This window comes from Pantoea sp. 18069 (genome assembly GCF_902706035.1).
Lineage (GTDB): Bacteria > Pseudomonadota > Gammaproteobacteria > Burkholderiales > Burkholderiaceae_C > Comamonas.
The window spans coordinates 80792-96934 of record NZ_CACSJA010000013.1; the positions used below are offsets into that span (position 1 = coordinate 80792).

Consider the following 16143-nt stretch of genomic DNA (forward strand, 5'->3'; position numbering starts at 1 on the left):
TGCCTCAACGCGTGCTGCCAAGCCGCGAGAGCCAGCGCAGCGCGTTCAATCCAGGCAAAAGGAAGTAGGCGCCGCCGCGCACGGAAGTGAACGCGGGCAGTCCCGTGATTCTTTTGCGTATCGGCCGCTGCGGGATCTTGAACTCCAGCGTTCCATCCTGCGCGCCGATGATAGGGTCACGCTCATTGCCGAGTTCGTGGAAGTTCCTGTCGTTCACCCACACGTTCTGCGCGAATTCGAACTGCCGGATCAGGCTCGCGCAGATCACGAACGCCGCAATGCCGCGCTCCGCGCCGTCATCGGGCATGCCTTCCGGAAGATGCGGCCCATAGGTCGCGCCACGGCGGATCATGCGCCGACGGTTCATGTTGACCGCCGTGTCGCGCGGGTTCATGCGGCGGATATGCGCGCCCAGCGGCACGGCGTAGCCATGCGGGTCTTGCTGGCGGTAGTTGAAATCGTTGTTGCGCCGCGCGTCGGCGCCCAGCGCCGGGTCGTCCTTGTCGGGAGCCAGCACCAGCGGTGCCCCGCTGCGCCAGCGGCCCATCAGTTTCGCCGCGAGCCATTCGCGCTCCTCGGGCGTGCTGCCGTTCTCGCGCAGAAACTCACGAAAGCGCCCGACATGCTCCTGCAGCCGGCGATAGGCCATGAAGCTGCCGTTGCGCCACAGGATTTCAGGCTGCGGCAAGGGTGCATCCACACCGCTTTCATCGGGGTAGCCGAGGATGAACTCGCCCGCCTTGAGCGGGACGCCCGAGCCGGGCGTGGGCTCCTCCCCCGCACCCTCGATCACCGGCTGCGAGAGCCGGTCGCGGTAGCCGAAATGGTCGTGCGCGTAATCGAAGGGCGGCAGCGCGTCGACATCGAGCGCCGACAGCACTTCGACGCCGGGGCACACGGCAAGCAGTTTGCCGTGCGCAAGAACACAGCGCGCGCGCTCGGCCGCGTCGCGCGCGAACAGGATCGCAATCGCATGCAGATCGGGGCTGGGCGTGTGGTCCGTCCACTGCGACGGCGCATTGGCGCCGGTGTCGCCCAGCACCTCGGCGCGCGCCGCCATGCCCTCGCGGAACTCCTGCGGCAGCGCGTCGAGCGCGGCCTGCTCCACGCCCAGCGCACGCAGGCCGCGGCAGGTGAACGCCAGCGTGACCCAGCGCTGGTCGCGCTCCACGCAGGCACGCATGGCCTGCGCGGACCGGACCTGTTTGCGCATGGCGCCAAGCCAGGCCCGCCCGCCCACGGGGTCCTTGAACGTGAGGAATTCGTAGCGTCCGCTGAGCGCGGGCGCGCGCGTCAGCAGAATGTGCTGGATGTCGTCCAGCGCCAGCGAAGGCCAGGCGCTCATTGCATCTGATCCAGCATCTCCGAGAGAGATGCCTTCACCCTCAGCGCTTTCTTGATTTCCTGCGCACTGACATGCGGGTACTCGCCGTACTCCAGGAAACTGGGGCAATGGTGGTCGCGCACGAACTGGATGAAGGCCCGCGCATTCGTCCTCCAGTCCTGCGGAAACCCCTCCAGGTTCTCGAACACCGTGGAGATCCCGGTCGCGCTGAAGATCGAAATGGCATCCTCGGTGTACTTGTCGAAGTCCGTGTCGAAGATTCCCTGGTACATGAAATAGGTGTCGCCCTGGATGGGAAACAACACCCAGCGCAGGTAATGCAGCTTCAATACGGCCAGCGCATCGGGCTGGCTGGCAACGGTCTTTTCGAGCTGGCGCGCGTACGCATGGAAGGCTTCCTCATGCCCGTCGAGAATCTTCGCGACGATGGAGAAACCGTAGCATGCAGGCGTCTTGGGAAAGACCGGCCCGTACCGGCCCTGCTCGACCGGGCCGGGCAGCAATCCCCCTTTCGGGATCGCCATCGCGGCCGGCTGGGTCCAGTCCTTAGAATCCGAGGCTTTTGACATAAGTCCCCCTCGATGGCCGACGCTTGGGTCGGAAACTTTCCACACCACGGCAGCGCGGCCGTGGGCCTTGCAGGTTCACGCGTGATGCGTTATGGCCTGTGGCTGATCGTAGGCGCACAGGTGCTTCGCGACGGTGCGAAAAGCGGTCGACAGGGTGTCAGCAACGAACCGAACGGCCTGGCAGGTCAGCGACCCACTGCGTGATCGCATTCTGGTCGGTCTGCACGCGCACTTCCTGGAACGCCACCTCGGCCTCGGGGTAGCGCCGGCGCAGCAGGTTGAGCCATTGCTTGAGGCGTCCCGCGCGCTGGCGCGGCTCGAGGTCTTCGCAGACCATTTCCCAGAAACGCGCGATCTGCGGCAGCAGCGACGGCCAGCTGACTTCAACGCTCGGCCCCCCTGCCTGAGGCCCCTCGACCGCGGCACGAATGGCCAGCGCCAGGCCCGGGTCGGCGACTATGCCCCGGCCCAGCATCAGGTCGTCGCAGCCCGACTGCGCACGGCAGCGCAGCGCCTCTTCCACGGTCCAGATTTCGCCATTGGCAATTACCGGCACGCAGACGGCCTCGCGTATGCGCGGAATCAGCTCCCAATAGGCCGGCGGCCGGTAGCCATCGAGCTTGGTACGCGCATGGACCACGATCTCGCAGGCCCCACCCTGGGCCATGGCCTGCGCGCATTCGCGCATCAGGCCGGTGTCGTTGAAGCCCAGGCGCATCTTGGCCGATACCGGCAGGTGGGCCGGCACGGCCCGGCGCACGGCCTCGACCACGCGTGCGATATGTTCCGGGTCCTGCAGCAGGGCCGCACCGCCGCCATGGCGGTTGACGACCTTGGCCGGACAGCCGAAATTGAGGTCTATGCCTTCGGGCCCCAGCCGCGCGAGGTTGGCCGCGTTCTCGGCCAGGCTTTGCGGGTCCGAGCCCAGCAGCTGGGCGCGCACCGGCACGCCGGCGAGCGTGCGGCTGCCATTGCGCAATTCGGGCATGGTGCGCAAAAACACCTTGTCGGGCAGCACGGTGCCCGTGACGCGGATGAACTCGCTCACGCAGCGGTCGGCGCCGCCGACGCGGGTCAGCACGTCGCGCAGCACGAAATCCAGCAGCCCCTCCATGGGCGCGAGCAACAGCTTCATCGCTCCACCCTGCACCCGGGGCGCCGGCGCAGTCCCCTCACCCGATTCGTCATAGAAATTCCCGCATTCACTCTGATTTGACCCGCATTGTCGCGCCAGGGCGCATGCCCCGCCGCCATGCACGTCACAACCCCGTCATCTGCATGGCGTGCAATCAGCGTTTCCCGGATCGATGGCCTGCCCATGCTGCTGTACAAGACGACCAAAGCCCATCAGGAACTGGCACCTGGTTCGCGCAGCCTGAACCTGCGCGAACGCTCGCTGCTGCTGCTCGCCGAAGGCACGCCGTATACCCAGCTCGCGCAGATGTACCACGGACAGGGCGAAGCCCTGGTGGCGCAATTGCTGCACTCCGGCTATCTGGTGTCGCACACGACGGAAACCCCTGCTCCTGCGCCAGCAGCGATGCCAGTCCAGCCGGCGACATTCGGGCCGACAGCGCCTCCCGCGATGACGCTCGCCGGCACACGCATGTATCTGTTCGACATGGTCGAGCGCCTGTTTGCCAACCGCCAGCAGGCCACGGCCGACCAATTGCGCCAGGCCTTGCGCGAAGCGCGCGACGTGCAGGCGCTGCGCAGCGTCTGCGACGCGCTGCTCAACGCCGTCGCCGCGCATGCAGGCGCGCAGCGCGCAATGCAGCTGAGCCAGCAGTTGGTGCATCTGGTGCCGGACTGGAGCCTTGAGCCCAATGAATGAAAAAAGCCGGGCCTCCCATCGGAGGCACCGGCTTTTCAGTTTGTCAGGCCCAGGCCTGCACGTGCATCAGCGCAGCGCAAGACGCCACAGCGTGGTGACTTCGGCCGCGCGCGCCGCATGCAGCGCGTCGGTGGTGTCGGCGACCTTGCCATGGCTGGCCTTGGCGTCGAGGCGGCCGACGACCTTGAGGCCTGCCGCGTCGATCCAGCCCATCAGCTCTTCGCGGCTGCGCAGCGCCAGGTGCTCGGCCAGGTCCGACAGGATCAGCCAGGCTTCGCCGTCCGGCGTCAGATGCCCGGCGACACCGCCGAGGAATCCGCGCAGCATGCGGCTGCCCTCATCGTAGATCGCATGCTCTAGCGCCGAGCTCGGCTTGGCCGGCACCCAGGGCGGGTTGCAGACCACCAGCGGCGCGCGGCCTGCGGGGAACAGGTCGGTCTGCAGCAGTTCGACCTTGTTCAGGCAGCCCAGCGTCTGCAGGTTTTCGCGTGCGCAGGCTATGGCGCGCGGCGACATGTCGGTAGCAACGATGCGCTTGACACCGCGGCGCGACAGCACGGCCGTGAGCACGCCCGTGCCGACACCGATGTCATAGGCCAGCGTCTGCGCGCCCGCCGGCAGCGGCGCCTCGGCCACCAGGCCCACATACTCTGCGCGCACCGGCGAAAACACCGCGTAGTGCGGATGGATGCGGTTGTTCGGCGCAATGCCCAGCGCTTCGATTTCGACGCCCTTCTTGCGCCACTCGTGCGCACCGACCAGGCCCAGCAGCTCGCGCAGCGGCGTGACGATGGTCTGGTCCAGCTTCTCGGGCTTGCCCCAGCCTTCGATGATGGGCTGGCGCAGATCGGGCGCGCGGCGCAGGCTGATCACGTAGTCGGGTTGCAGCTCGATCAGAATGCTCGACAGCACGCGTGCACGCTGGGCCTGGGCCTGGCGGTGCAGGTGGAACGCATGCGGGAAAGTCTCTTCGGGCAGGATTTCCTGTTTTTGCGCGGCCTGGCGCAACTGGCGCCTGGCCTTGGCCGAGGACTTGCGCGGATCGCGCTCCTGGCGGCGCATCAGCGCCTGCAGCAGCAGGCGGGCGTTCTGGAAATCGCCGCGCCACAGCAGCGAAGTTCCTTCGCATGCCAGACGATGGGCCGCATCGGCAGACAGGGTGTCGTCGGCGATCACCACCTTGCGGGGTGCCGCGAGACCACTTTCGGAGCGCCAGACAGCGCTGCGCTCCTTGTTTTTTTCATGCCAATGCAGCATCGGGGCTTTCAGTTCAATGGGCGCTTGAGACGCACTTCTTCAATCTTGATACCGCCAATGACGGCAGTCTTGGCGGTCGACATTTCGCGCTTGAAACCGGCCATTTCATGGAAGCGCAGGGCGCGTTCATTGCGCAGCGGCACCCAGGCGGTGACATTGGTGCAGCCTTCTTCGGCCAGGCCGTCGCGGGCTGCATCCCAGAGGGTCACACCCACGCCCTGGCCCCAATGCGAGGGAGCCGCGTAAATGGCCCAGATCTCGCCGGTGGTAGGACGGGACTTCTCATCGCGCGAGCGATCGAAGCCGACAAAGCCCACGATCTTGTCGCCATCGATGGCGACCTGGACCTGGGGCTCACAATATTCAATGGCTTCACGCCAGTACGCCTGGCGCTTTTCAACCGACGACATGGATTTCAACTGATCGTCAGGAACCAGCCCTCGGTATGCCTCCGTAGCGGAGGCGGTATGGATCTGTGCAATGGCCTTGGCATCGCGAAGCGTGGCGGGACGAACCTGGAAACTGGACATGGAAATACCGAAACGAAAACAGGTGAAAATGGGAAAAGCGGCAATTGTCACCGCAAACGTTTTTTTGCCGGCTGGCGCGAATGTGTAGCCATTCACGCGAGTACGGCTGTCTTGATCGCCTTGCCCTGCCAAAGCCGATGTGATAACGCCTGCAAAACAGGCAGACACCGGCGTCGGCCTGGCCAACCCGGACAGGCTTCAACGTTCGATGGATGGAGACAAAAAATGCCTTGCGCGGGCCTGAACTCCTGCAGATGACGCAGGCTGTTCAGGCGCTATAACCAGCGCCGGAGCAGCCCCATCACCCGGTCAAGCCGAGGCCCGTAGGGAGGATAGAACAACGCTCCCATGGACCAGCGCGACTGCAGCAACACCGACTTCTGGTGGCTGAACCGCAAAAAGCCTTGCTCTCCGTGGTACGCCCCCCAGCCGCTGTCGCCAACCCCGCCAAACGGCAGGTTGTCGTGCGCTATGTGCATCAGGGTGTCGTTGACCGTCACCCCGCCGCTGACAGTTCGCCGGAGTATACCGTCCCGTACATTTTCGTCGCTGCCGAACCAGTATAGAGCCAGGGGCCGGGGGCCGGCATTGAGCGCCGCGACCACGTCGTCCAGGCGCTCGTAGGTGATCACCGGCAGGATGGGACCGAAGATTTCTTCCTGCATCAGCTGCATTTCCGAGGTCGCGCCGAACACCAGCGCGGGCGGCATCTGCCGCTCGGCCGCGTCGCTCCACAGGCTGGCCGCGGCCTCGCCGGGCTGGGCCTGTGCAGGGCCCATCAATTCGACGCGCGCGCCCAGCGACTGCGCCTGGCGCAGCATCTGGCGCAGCCGCGCCAGGTGGCGCTTGGTCAGGATGGACGCGTAATCGGGGTTGCCGACGATGGTCGGGTACAGCCTTGCCACGGCCGCGCGATAGGCCTGGGCAAACGCCTGTTCGCGCCCGCGCGGCAGCAGCACATAGTCGGGAGCGATGCAGGTCTGGCCCGCATTGAGCAGCTTGCCGTGCGCGATCTTCAGTGCGGCGTCGGCGAGGTCGCAATCCTGCGCAATCAGGCAGGGCGACTTGCCGCCAAGCTCGAGCGTGGTCGGTGTCAGGTGCACGGCCGCAGCCTGGGCCACGCGCCGGCCCACGGCCGTCGAGCCCGTGAACACCAGGTGATCGAACGGCAGTCCCGAGAACTGGGTCGCCACGCTCGCGTCGCCCTGCACCACGCAAAATTCATCCGGCGCAAAGAACTGTTCGACCAGCGCCGCGAGCTGGGCCGAGGTATGGGGCGTGAGTTCGCTGGGCTTGAGCATCACGCGGTTGCCCGCGGCCAGCGCCGTGATCGCGGGGGCGAGCGCAAGCTGCACCGGGTAGTTCCAGGGCGAGATCACGCCCACCACGCCCAGCGGCTGGCGCTCGATGCGCGCGCGCGCGGGCAGCAGGTACAGGGGCGTGCGCACGCGCTGCGGCCGCATCCAGCGCGAGAGCTTGCGCAGGCACTGGTTGAGCAGATTGCGCAGCACGAAGAAATCGGCGACCTCGGTCAGGCGCGGCGAGCGCATGCCGAAATCGGCCTGCACCGCGGCCGCAAGCACCGCCCCATGTTCGTCGAGCATCTTGCGAATGCGCAGCAGGCGCTCGCGCCGCACCAGCAACGGTACCTCGACCTGGGACCGACTGGCCTGGTGCTGGGCCTCGAACAGACGATGGAGATCGGCAGGGATCATCAAAATGCGCGCTCACAAAAACAGTAACCAAAGACATCATCGCTGCGCCCCGACATGGGGGCAGCAAGCCGAGGGCCGCCCCCCAGCGAGGGTGCCGTCCCCCTCAGAGGGCGAAGCCGCGTCAGCGGCTCAGTGGGTGTTCCTGATCTCTCGCGGCTGCACGTCAACGACTTCGTCATTGCCGCGCAGGATGCCGCCGCGATGGCGCGGATTGTCCACGGCGCTTTCGGCGGCGGGCGCCGCAGCGGCCGGTCCCGTCCAGACGGTGCGCGAACGGTAGACCGTGCTCCAGGCCGCGCCCGGGCTCACGCCCATGACCCAGGGAGTGACCGGGCGACCGGTGAGCTTGGCCCAGAGCGCGCGTGCGCCCCAGACCAGTGCCAGCAGGCTGGCCGCAGCCAGCAGGCTCAGGAAGAAGATGGTCGCGGCGATGAGCAGGAAGATGCGCACCGACCAGCGAAGCACCAGAGTCACGAATTCATTCAAAGTGAGGCCTTTCTCGCCAACCAGGAGATTCACTCCCGGTCAGCCAATGTAAATTGGAACACGCCCGGCTCGAGCACCGGATCGACCTGTACCGCAATCACGCTCTTGGGCGGGAAACGCCCTTCGAGCAGCAGGCGCGACAGCGGGTTCTCGATGCGCTGCTGTATCGCCCGCTTGAGCGGACGCGCACCGAACACCGGATCGAAGCCCACCTTGGCAAGCTCGTCCACGGCCTGGCTCGACACCTCGAGCGTGAGGTCCATTTTCGCCAGCCGCTGTTCGAGCAGCTTGAGCTGGATCCGTGCGATCGACGCGATATTTTTCGCATCCAGCGCATGGAACACCACGGTTTCGTCGATGCGGTTAAGGAATTCGGGTCGGAAATGGTTTTTTAGTTCCCCCCAGACCGCATCCTTGATGTCGCTCGCGTCTGCACCGACCATGGCCTGGATCAGCGGCGAGCCGATATTGCTGGTCATGACGATGACGGTGTTCTTGAAATCCACGGTGCGGCCCTGGCCGTCCGTGAGGCGGCCGTCGTCAAGCACCTGCAGCAGCACGTTGAACACGTCGGGGTGGGCCTTCTCGACCTCGTCGAGCAGCAGCACGCTGTAGGGCTTGCGGCGCACGGCTTCCGTGAGATGGCCGCCTTCCTCGTAGCCCACATAGCCCGGCGGCGCGCCAATCAGCCGCGCGACCGAGTGCTTTTCCATGAATTCGCTCATGTCGACGCGGATCAGATGGTCCTCGCTGTCGAACAGGAAGCCGGCCAGCGCCTTGCACAGCTCGGTCTTGCCCACGCCCGTGGGGCCGAGGAACAGGAACGAACCGGTCGGGCGGTTGGGGTCGGACAGGCCCGAGCGCGAGCGCCGGATCGCATTCGCGACGGCCGCGATCGCCTCTTCCTGGCCGACCACGCGCTCATGCAGCTTGTCTTCCATCTTCAGCAGCTTGTCTTTCTCGCCCTGCATCATCTTGGCCACGGGAATGCCCGTCGCGCGGCTCACGACTTCGGCGATTTCCTCGGCGCCGACCTGCGTGCGCAGCAGCCGGTGCGCGGGCGCGCCGCCCGCGCCCACGCCGTCTTCATGGGCCTGGGCTTGCTTGAGCTGCTGCTCGAGCGCGGGCAGCTTGCCGTATTGCAGCTCGGCGACCTTGTTGAAATCGCCCTTGCGCTTGAGTTCCTCGATCTGGATGCGGATCTGGTCGACGTCCTTGCGGATCTGCTCCGAACCCTGGGCGCTGGCTTTCTCGCTTTTCCAGATTTCCTCGAGATCGGCGTATTCGCGCTCCAGATTGCCCAGATCTTCCTCGATCAGCGACAGGCGCTTTTGCGACGCCTCGTCCTTTTCCTTCTTCATCGCTTCGCGCTCGATCTTGAGCTGGATCATGCGCCGGTCGAGCCGGTCGAGCACTTCGGGCTTGGAATCGATTTCGATCTTGATCTTCGCCGCGGCCTCGTCGATCAGGTCGATCGCCTTGTCGGGCAGGAAACGGTCGGTGATGTAGCGGTGGCTCAGCTCGGCCGCGGCGACGATGGCCGGGTCGGTGATGTCCACGCCATGGTGGGCCTCGTACTTGACCTGCAGGCCGCGCAAAATCGCGATCGTGTCCTCGACGCTGGGTTCGTTGACCAGCACTTTCTGGAAGCGCCGCTCGAGCGCCGCGTCCTTCTCGATGTACTTGCGGTATTCATCGAGCGTGGTCGCGCCTATGCAGTGCAGCTCGCCGCGCGCCAGCGCCGGCTTGAGCATGTTGCCCGCGTCCATCGCGCCGTCGGCCTTGCCCGCGCCGACCATGGTGTGGATTTCGTCGATGAACAGGATGACCCGGCCTTCTTCCTGGCCCAGCTCCTTGAGCACGGCCTTGAGGCGCTCCTCGAAATCGCCGCGGTACTTCGCGCCCGCGAGCAGGCCCGCCATGTCCAGCGACAGCACGCGCTTGTTCTTGAGGCTTTCGGGCACTTCGCCGGCCAGGATGCGCTGGGCCAGGCCTTCGACAATCGCCGTCTTGCCCACGCCGGGCTCGCCGATGAGCACCGGGTTGTTCTTGGTGCGCCGCTGCAGCACCTGGATCGCGCGGCGGATTTCCTCGTCGCGGCCGATCACCGGGTCGAGCTTGCCGCTGCGCGCGCGCTCGGTCAGGTCGAGCGTGTATTTCTTCAGTGCTTCGCGCTGGCCCTCGGCTTCGGCGCTGTCCACGCTGTGGCCGCCGCGCACGGCTTCGATCGCCGACTCCAGGCTCTTGCGCGACAGGCCGTGCTCCTTGAGCAGCTGGCCGGCGCGCGTGTTGCTGTCGCTGAGCGCGAGCAGGAACAGCTCGCTGGCGATGAACTGGTCACCGCGCTTGAGGGCTTCCTTTTCGGTGGCCTGCAGCAGCCGCCGGAGGTCCGAGCCGACCTGCACCTGGTCCTGCACCTGCACTTTGGGCAGGTCCTGCACGGCTTTTTGCGTCGCGGTCTGCAGCGCGCCGACATTGGCGCCCGCGCGCTGCAGCAGCGAGCGCGGGCCGTCGTCCTGCTGCAGCAGGGCCAGCAGCAGGTGCAGGGGATCGATATTGGAATGGTCGGCGCCCAGCGCAAGCGTCTGGGCTTCGGACAGGGCTTCCTGGAATTTTGTCGTCAGTTTGTCTATACGCATGGGTGAAATACCTCCGAATTGCTCCACAGGTGGGGATGCTGCCCCCTATTTCAACCTGGAAATGCCGCGTCCAGCTGCCAGACAAGGGCGCGAACACGCCGAGCTGCCACGGTCCGGTGCCGCAGCTCAGCCACCGCCGGCCGCAAGCGCCCAGCGCGCCAGCGCGGCGTCGTCGGCGCTGCGCGCATCGACCCAGCGCGCGCCCTGGGGCGTCTGCTCCTTCTTCCAGAAAGGCGCCTGGGTCTTGAGGTAGTCCATGATGAACTCGCAGGCCGCGAACGAGGCGCCGCGGTGGGCGGCGCTCACGGCCACGAGCACGATCTGGTCCAGCGGCTGGAGCAGGCCCACGCGGTGGATCACGCGCGCGCCAAAGATGCCGAAACGCGCAATGGCCTGGTCGACGATGGCCGCGATCGACTGCTCGGTCATGCCCGGATAGTGCTCGAGCTCGAGCGAGGCCACGGCGTCGCCATCGTTGCGGTCGCGCACGCAGCCGACAAAACAGCAGACCGCGCCCACGCGCGCATCACAGGCGCGCAGCGCGGCGAGCTCGGCGCTGGCGTCGAAATCCTGGGGCTGCACCGCGATATGCACCGCGGCCGAGCCAGCTGCCATATCCTTCATGGCGCACGGTGCAGCCGCGGAGCCGACAATAGCGCCAGTTCCTCTTGCACCACGGTGGCCAGCTGGCGATTCTCCTTGGTGTTCGGCAAGCCGACCACCAGGGCCTGCAGACGCTGGAGATCACCCACCGTGGGTGCCACCTTGATCTGTGCCGTTGCCGCACTGGCATTGCCAGCGCGTATCAGGCCAAACACCTTGTTGGCCCATTCATTCTTGTTGTGCGCCATGGCGCCCTCTCATAGTCAAAACGGCAATGCGTTTTTCGTTAGCATTGACCCGCACTGTAACCTTCAGACCATGGCCTCTCTCGCAATCACCACCAGCCACTACAAGCTTTTCCCGTCGCCGCGCAATGAACACCGCGTGGTCTTCGAGTATGAAGTCTTCGTGCCCTACCCCTACGCGCTGATCGATCTGCCGAGTTTCGGCTTCAAGGGCAAGTACAGCCTGTTCGCCGCCTGCCGGCTCAAGGACATGAAGATGGGGCAGCTCGCGACCTTCGAGCAGGTGGACGACGCGATCCACTTCGAAAAGAACTTCACGCCGGATTGAGCCCATGTCCGAAGGCAACCAATTGACCGTGGCGCCGAGTTTCGCGGCGCTCTACGCCGACCGCAGCGGGCGCCTGCGCACGCCCCTGGCCGAAGTGCTGGCACGCTATGAACTGTGCGAAGACCTGGCCAGCCATCTGGTCGAGCAGGCGCAGATTCTGTACCACCGCGAAGCACCGTCCGAAGCCGGCGTGCTGCTGGGCATGCACGCGGCCCTGCGCGCCGACGATTCCCTGCTCAGCGCGGCCGAAGCCGGCTGGGTGGTGCAGCGCCTGGCGGAGCTGCTGGAGTGGAAATGTCCGGCGCTGGGCGCGCCGGAGGGCGGCGAGGCGGCGCAACTCTGAGCCTCAAGAAACCGTTCGTCCTGAGCAAGGTAAGCGAGGCAAAGCCTCGCAATGCGTTGACAAGAAACAGCGGGGAGTGAGACCGGTTTCTTGAATACCGGGGCTTCGACGGGCGCGCCGAGCGAGGCTCAGCCCGAACGGAGTTTTCCATCGTGCCCTAAACCACCGCTCGCCCTGAGTCCTGAGCCCGTCGAAGGATCGAAGGGTCGGTATTTTGAGAGTAGGCCGCCCATAGTCAGCTGCTGTTTGCCCAAATCGAGTGCTTTCTAAGTCATTGATTTACTTGACAAAAAATCTGTTTCTTGAGAGCCTGTCGAAGGATGAACGCAGGATCTGAGGCAATACGCAATACTGTTTTTGGGGCACGCAGATTACGCCCCAAAACGCCCTTCGACGAGCTCAGGGCGAGCGGTATTTACTCGCTTGACGCCACTGCTTGCCCAAATTCACCTGCGCTCAGACCGAATCCGCCAGCCTATTCAACATCCGCTGCACCTGCCCATGCGTCCACTCTCCGCCACGCGCGGCAGCAATGCCGCGGCGGTTCAATTCGGCCGCCATCTGGCGGTGGGTCAGGCCCTGGGCCAGGAATTCGGTGAACAGGGGTTGCACCTGGCGCGCAAACGCATCGGCCGTCTGCGTGCGCTTTTCCAGCGTCGCCTGCAGATTGCGCGCTCCGGCGCTGCCCAGCACCACGCCGCGCGCCTTGGCATCGGCCAGCGCGGCGCGCGTGCGCTCGCTGACGGACAGCGGCGCAGAGGTTTCCTTGGCCATGCTCAGCCTCCGGTCACGGGTGGAAAGAAAGCGACTTCATCGCCTGCGGCCAGCGGCGCGGACTCGTCGCTGAGCTGCTGGTTGTGCGCCATGCGCACCGCCTTGCCGCGCGCCAGTGCCTGGGCGCTCGCGCCGCCGCGCGCGATCAATTCGTCGCGCAGCGCGCCCAGCGTGGCCGCGGCCGTGCAACAGGTTTCGGACCCCGTGCCCAGCGCCTCGCGGATCGAGGCGAAATAGCGCACGGTGACCATGATCGGGGTGCTCATGCCATCAGCTCCGCAAAGGACAGAAAGCGCACCGTATCGCCGCGCGCTATGGCGTTTTCGGGCGGGTTGTCGACCACGCCATCACCCCAGGCCGCCGAAGTCAGCAGGTTCGAGGTCTGGTTGCGGAACAGCTCCAGCCCGCCGGCTGCGTTGTAGCGCACGCGCAGGAATTCGCGCCGGCGGTCGCCGCGCGGCCAGTCGAAATCGGCGCGCGCCGCGATGCTGCGCGGCGCGACATCGGCCACGCCCTGCAGGCGCAGCAGAAACGGCCGCACCAGCAGCAGGAAGGTCACGAAGCTCGAGACCGGGTTGCCCGGCAGTCCCATGAAATGCGTGGCGCCCAGGCGGCCATAGGCAAACGGCTTGCCGGGCTTGATCGCGATCTTCCACAGATCGAGCTGGCCCAGTTGCTCCAGCGCGGGCTTGATATGGTCTTCCTCGCCCACGGACACGCCGCCGCTGGTCAGGATCAGGTCGTGCGCGCGCGCCGCGTCACGCAGCGCGGTGACCGTGGCTTCGCGCTGGTCGGGAACGATGCCCAGGTCGGTGACTTCGCAGCCCAGGCGCTGCAGCATGGCGCGCAGAAAGAAACGGTTGCTGTTGTAGATCGCGCCCGGCGGCATGTCTTCGGGGCGCACGCTGCCCGGCATGACCAGCTCGTCACCCGTCGAAAACAGCGCCACGCGCGGGCGGCGCGCGACTTCAAGCTGCGCCAGGCCAATGCTCGCCGCGAGCCCGAGCTCGGCCGGCGTGAGCCGCGTGCCGGCTTCGAGCACCACGGCGCCACGCACGATGTCGTCGCCCGCACGCCGCACCCATTGGCCGGCCCTGGGCTGGGCGTTCACACGCACCTGCCCATCCTCCTGGAGTTCGCAGTCTTCCTGCATCACCACCGCGTCGGCGCCTTCGGGCAGCGGCGCGCCGGTGAAGATGCGCGCTGCCGTCGCGGGCGCCAGCGGCTGGCCCATCTGGCCCGCGGCAATGCGCTGCGACACCGGCAGCAGTGCGCCCGCGGCCGTGATATCGCGGCTGCGCACGGCGTAGCCATCCATGGCGCTGTTGTCGTGCGGCGGCACCTGCAGCGGCGACACCGCCTGCGCCAGCAGCACGCGGCCATCGGCGTCGAAGGTGCTGACCTGCTCGCTGCCGGGAAGCAGGCGTGCCTGGGCCAGCACGCTTGCCAGTGCCGCATCAAGGGAAGTCAGGGAATCGCGCATATCAGCTTTCATTCAGGGGAGCGGTATTCGAAGCGCGCGCTCTGCTCGATCAGCCAGCCGGCGACGGCATCGGGCTGGTTCAGGTCCAGCAGGACCAGTGGCGCGGGCAGCGACGCCGGAAGTTTCTGCGGATCGTCGGTGGCCAGCGCCAGCACGCCAGCGTCGCCAGTGCAGCGCAGCGGCCGCTCGGCCTCACCCGCGGCCGGCGCGCGCCAGACTTCGATCTTCGGCAGATCGCCGTGCTTGAAGCCTTCGACCAGCACCCAGTCGACGCCGGCATCGAGCTCGGCAAGCATGGCGTGGATATCGAGCGCGCCGGGCTGCTCGAACTCGCGCATCAGCGCCAGGCGCTGGTCCGAAACCACCAGCACCTCGAACGCCCCGGCCTGGCGGTGGCGCCAGCTGTCCTTGCCCGGCTGGTCGATGTCGAAGCGGTGGTGGGCATGCTTGACCACCGACACGCGCAGGCCGCGCGCGCGCAGCCGCGCAATCACCTGCTCGACCAGCGTGGTCTTGCCCGCGCCCGAGTAGCCCGCAAAGCCGACCACTTTCATGGCCGCCCGCCCTCAGTCGCAGTGCTGCGCAATATAGGCCTTGATCTGGTCCACATCGGCGGGCATGCGCTGCACGCGCTTGGGCAGGTCCTCGATGCCGACGAACTTCGCCGGGCGGTCGGGCAGATGGCCCAGCGCTTCTTCTATGGTCTCGGCGAACTTGATCGGCAATGCGGTCTCGAGCACGATCATAGGCACCGTGGAGGCCTGGTCGCGCGCGACCTTGACGCCATCGGCGGTATGGGTGTCGATCACCATGCCGAAGCGCTCGGAAACATCGCGGATCGTTGCCAGGCGGTCGGCATGCGTGCTCTTGCCGCTGACGAAACCGTAGCGCGCCGCGGCCTCGGCGAACCGCGGATCGGCGCTCAGATCGAAGAAGCCGTCGCGCGCCACGCCCTGCTCGAACAGCGCACGCGTGCGCTCGCCATCGCGGCCCAGCAGGTCGAACACGAAGCGCTCGAAATTGCTGGCCTTGCTGATGTCCATCGACGGGCTCGAGGTCTCATAGGTGTTGGCGCTGCCGCGCACGCGGTAGATGCCGGTGCGGAAGAACTCGTCGAGCACATCGTTCTCGTTGGTCGCGACCACGAGCTTGGCGATGGGCAAGCCCATCTGGCGCGCCACATGGCCCGCGCAGACGTTGCCGAAGTTGCCGCTGGGCACGGAAAAGCTGACCTGCTGCTCGTTGCTCTGCGTGGCCTGCAGGTAACCCGCGAAGTAGTACACCACCTGGGCCAGCAGCCGCGCCCAGTTGATCGAGTTGACGGTGCCTATCCTGTAGCGTGCCTTGAACGCGTGGTCGTTCGAGACCGCCTTGACGATGTCCTGGCAGTCGTCGAACACGCCGTCGATGGCGATGTTGTGGATGTTCTCGTCCTGCAGGCTGAACATCTGCGCCTGCTGGAACGGGCTCATGCGGCCGTGGGGGCTGGTCATGAAGACGCGCACGCCCTTCTTGCCGCGCATCGCGTACTCGGCCGCGCTGCCGGTGTCGCCGCTGGTCGCGCCCAGGATGTTGAGCGTTTCGCCGCGCCGGCCCAGTTCGTACTCGAACAGGTTGCCCAGCAGCTGCATCGCCATGTCCTTGAAGGCCAGCGTCGGGCCGTTGGACAGGGCTTCGAGCCACAGGCCGTCCTCGACATGGCGCAGCGGCACGATCTCGCCCGTGCCGAAGATTTCGGCCGTATAGGTCCTGGCGCACAGCGCGCGCAGGTCGTCGGCCGGAATGTCGTCGATGTACAGCGACAGGATGCGAAACGCGAGCTCGGCATAGCCTTGCTCATGGTAGACGCGGCGCAGTTCGCTCAGCTGCGCGTCGTCGATCTGCGGATAGCTCTGCGGCAGGTACAGGCCGCCATCGGGCGCCAGGCCTTCGAGCAGGATGTCGCAAAAACGCTTGCGTTCGGGATGACCACGGGTGGAGAGGTACAGCATG

The 16143-nt window shown here is 66.2% G+C and carries 18 protein-coding genes; 3 read left to right on the forward strand and 15 right to left on the reverse strand.

Annotated features, from left to right (window positions below; translation table 11 throughout):
- Nucleotides 1-4: 4 nt before the first annotated feature.
- The 3 genes from GVL12_RS12395 to GVL12_RS12405 all read right to left on the reverse strand — a co-directional run bounded on the left by GVL12_RS12395 (nt 5) and on the right by GVL12_RS12405 (nt 3049).
- Nucleotides 5-1345, reverse strand: coding sequence for a peroxidase (locus GVL12_RS12395; protein ID WP_159914359.1), 1341 nt, complete (start codon nt 1343-1345; stop codon nt 5-7).
- Nucleotides 1342-1914, reverse strand: a complete 573-nt coding sequence (locus GVL12_RS12400; protein WP_159914361.1) for a hypothetical protein — start codon at nt 1912-1914, stop codon at nt 1342-1344. Before GVL12_RS12400 ends, GVL12_RS12395 begins: the two co-directional genes overlap by 4 nt.
- Before the next feature lie 157 nt (nt 1915-2071).
- Nucleotides 2072-3049, reverse strand: a complete 978-nt coding sequence (locus tag GVL12_RS12405; protein ID WP_159914363.1) for a tRNA-dihydrouridine synthase — start codon at nt 3047-3049, stop codon at nt 2072-2074.
- A 183-nt stretch (nt 3050-3232) separates the two neighbouring features.
- On the opposite strand from GVL12_RS12405, the gene GVL12_RS12410 reads away from it, so the two are divergent.
- Nucleotides 3233-3748, forward strand: a complete 516-nt coding sequence (locus GVL12_RS12410; protein WP_159914365.1) for a hypothetical protein — start codon at nt 3233-3235, stop codon at nt 3746-3748.
- Between the two features lie 66 nt (nt 3749-3814).
- Here GVL12_RS12410 and GVL12_RS12415 read toward each other — a convergent pair whose 3' ends face one another.
- From GVL12_RS12415 to GVL12_RS12445, 7 genes are all read right to left on the reverse strand, one after another.
- Entirely contained in the window at nt 3815-5005 is a 1191-nt protein-coding gene (locus GVL12_RS12415; RefSeq protein ID WP_159914367.1) for a methyltransferase, read from the reverse strand.
- An 8-nt stretch (nt 5006-5013) separates the two neighbouring features.
- Nucleotides 5014-5631, reverse strand: coding sequence for a GNAT family N-acetyltransferase (locus GVL12_RS12420; RefSeq protein WP_235033858.1), 618 nt, complete (start codon nt 5629-5631; stop codon nt 5014-5016).
- A gap of 179 nt (nt 5632-5810) precedes the next feature.
- Nucleotides 5811-7250, reverse strand: coding sequence for a coniferyl aldehyde dehydrogenase (locus GVL12_RS12425; protein WP_159914369.1), 1440 nt, complete (start codon nt 7248-7250; stop codon nt 5811-5813).
- A 129-nt stretch (nt 7251-7379) separates the two neighbouring features.
- On the reverse strand, nt 7380-7724 hold the full coding sequence (locus GVL12_RS12430; RefSeq protein ID WP_200843712.1) for a hypothetical protein: 345 nt from the start codon (nt 7722-7724) through the stop codon (nt 7380-7382).
- Between the two features lie 41 nt (nt 7725-7765).
- A complete protein-coding gene (gene clpB, locus GVL12_RS12435) occupies nt 7766-10375 on the reverse strand; it encodes an ATP-dependent chaperone ClpB (protein WP_159914371.1) in 2610 nt (869 codons plus the stop codon).
- A 126-nt stretch (nt 10376-10501) separates the two neighbouring features.
- Complete coding sequence (locus GVL12_RS12440; RefSeq protein WP_159914373.1) at nt 10502-10999, reverse strand: molybdenum cofactor biosynthesis protein MoaE; 498 nt, start codon at nt 10997-10999, stop codon at nt 10502-10504.
- On the reverse strand, nt 10996-11226 hold the full coding sequence (locus GVL12_RS12445) for a hypothetical protein (RefSeq protein WP_159914375.1): 231 nt from the start codon (nt 11224-11226) through the stop codon (nt 10996-10998). Before GVL12_RS12445 ends, GVL12_RS12440 begins: the two co-directional genes overlap by 4 nt.
- Before the next feature lie 70 nt (nt 11227-11296).
- Between GVL12_RS12445 and GVL12_RS12450 the strand changes: the two genes are divergently transcribed.
- Nucleotides 11297-11551, forward strand: coding sequence for a hypothetical protein (locus tag GVL12_RS12450; protein WP_159914377.1), 255 nt, complete (start codon nt 11297-11299; stop codon nt 11549-11551).
- 4 nt (nt 11552-11555) lie between these two features.
- On the forward strand, nt 11556-11894 hold the full coding sequence (locus GVL12_RS12455) for a hypothetical protein (RefSeq protein WP_159914379.1): 339 nt from the start codon (nt 11556-11558) through the stop codon (nt 11892-11894).
- Between the two features lie 456 nt (nt 11895-12350).
- On the opposite strand, the gene GVL12_RS12460 is transcribed toward GVL12_RS12455, so the two are convergent.
- The 5 genes from GVL12_RS12460 to thrC are packed head-to-tail and all read right to left on the reverse strand — an operon-like array spanning nt 12351 to nt 16142.
- Nucleotides 12351-12668 (reverse strand): recombinase family protein, encoded by a 318-nt coding sequence (locus GVL12_RS12460; RefSeq protein WP_159914381.1) that lies wholly within the window; start codon nt 12666-12668, stop codon nt 12351-12353.
- Nucleotides 12669-12670: 2 nt separating this feature from the next.
- The gene (gene moaD / locus GVL12_RS12465; RefSeq protein WP_200843718.1) at nt 12671-12919 is read right to left on the reverse strand and encodes a molybdopterin converting factor subunit 1; all 249 of its coding nucleotides are present in this window, start codon (nt 12917-12919) and stop codon (nt 12671-12673) included.
- An 11-nt stretch (nt 12920-12930) separates the two neighbouring features.
- Nucleotides 12931-14151 carry a gephyrin-like molybdotransferase Glp gene (gene glp / locus GVL12_RS12470; protein WP_159914385.1) on the reverse strand — a complete coding sequence of 407 codons (1221 nt, stop codon included), beginning with the start codon at nt 14149-14151 and terminating at the stop codon, nt 12931-12933.
- Nucleotides 14152-14159: 8 nt separating this feature from the next.
- The gene (gene mobB, locus GVL12_RS12475) at nt 14160-14705 is read right to left on the reverse strand and encodes a molybdopterin-guanine dinucleotide biosynthesis protein B (RefSeq protein ID WP_159914387.1); all 546 of its coding nucleotides are present in this window, start codon (nt 14703-14705) and stop codon (nt 14160-14162) included.
- Between the two features lie 12 nt (nt 14706-14717).
- Entirely contained in the window at nt 14718-16142 is a 1425-nt protein-coding gene (gene thrC / locus GVL12_RS12480) for a threonine synthase (RefSeq protein ID WP_159914389.1), read from the reverse strand.
- Between the last annotated feature and the right edge of the window lies 1 nt (nt 16143).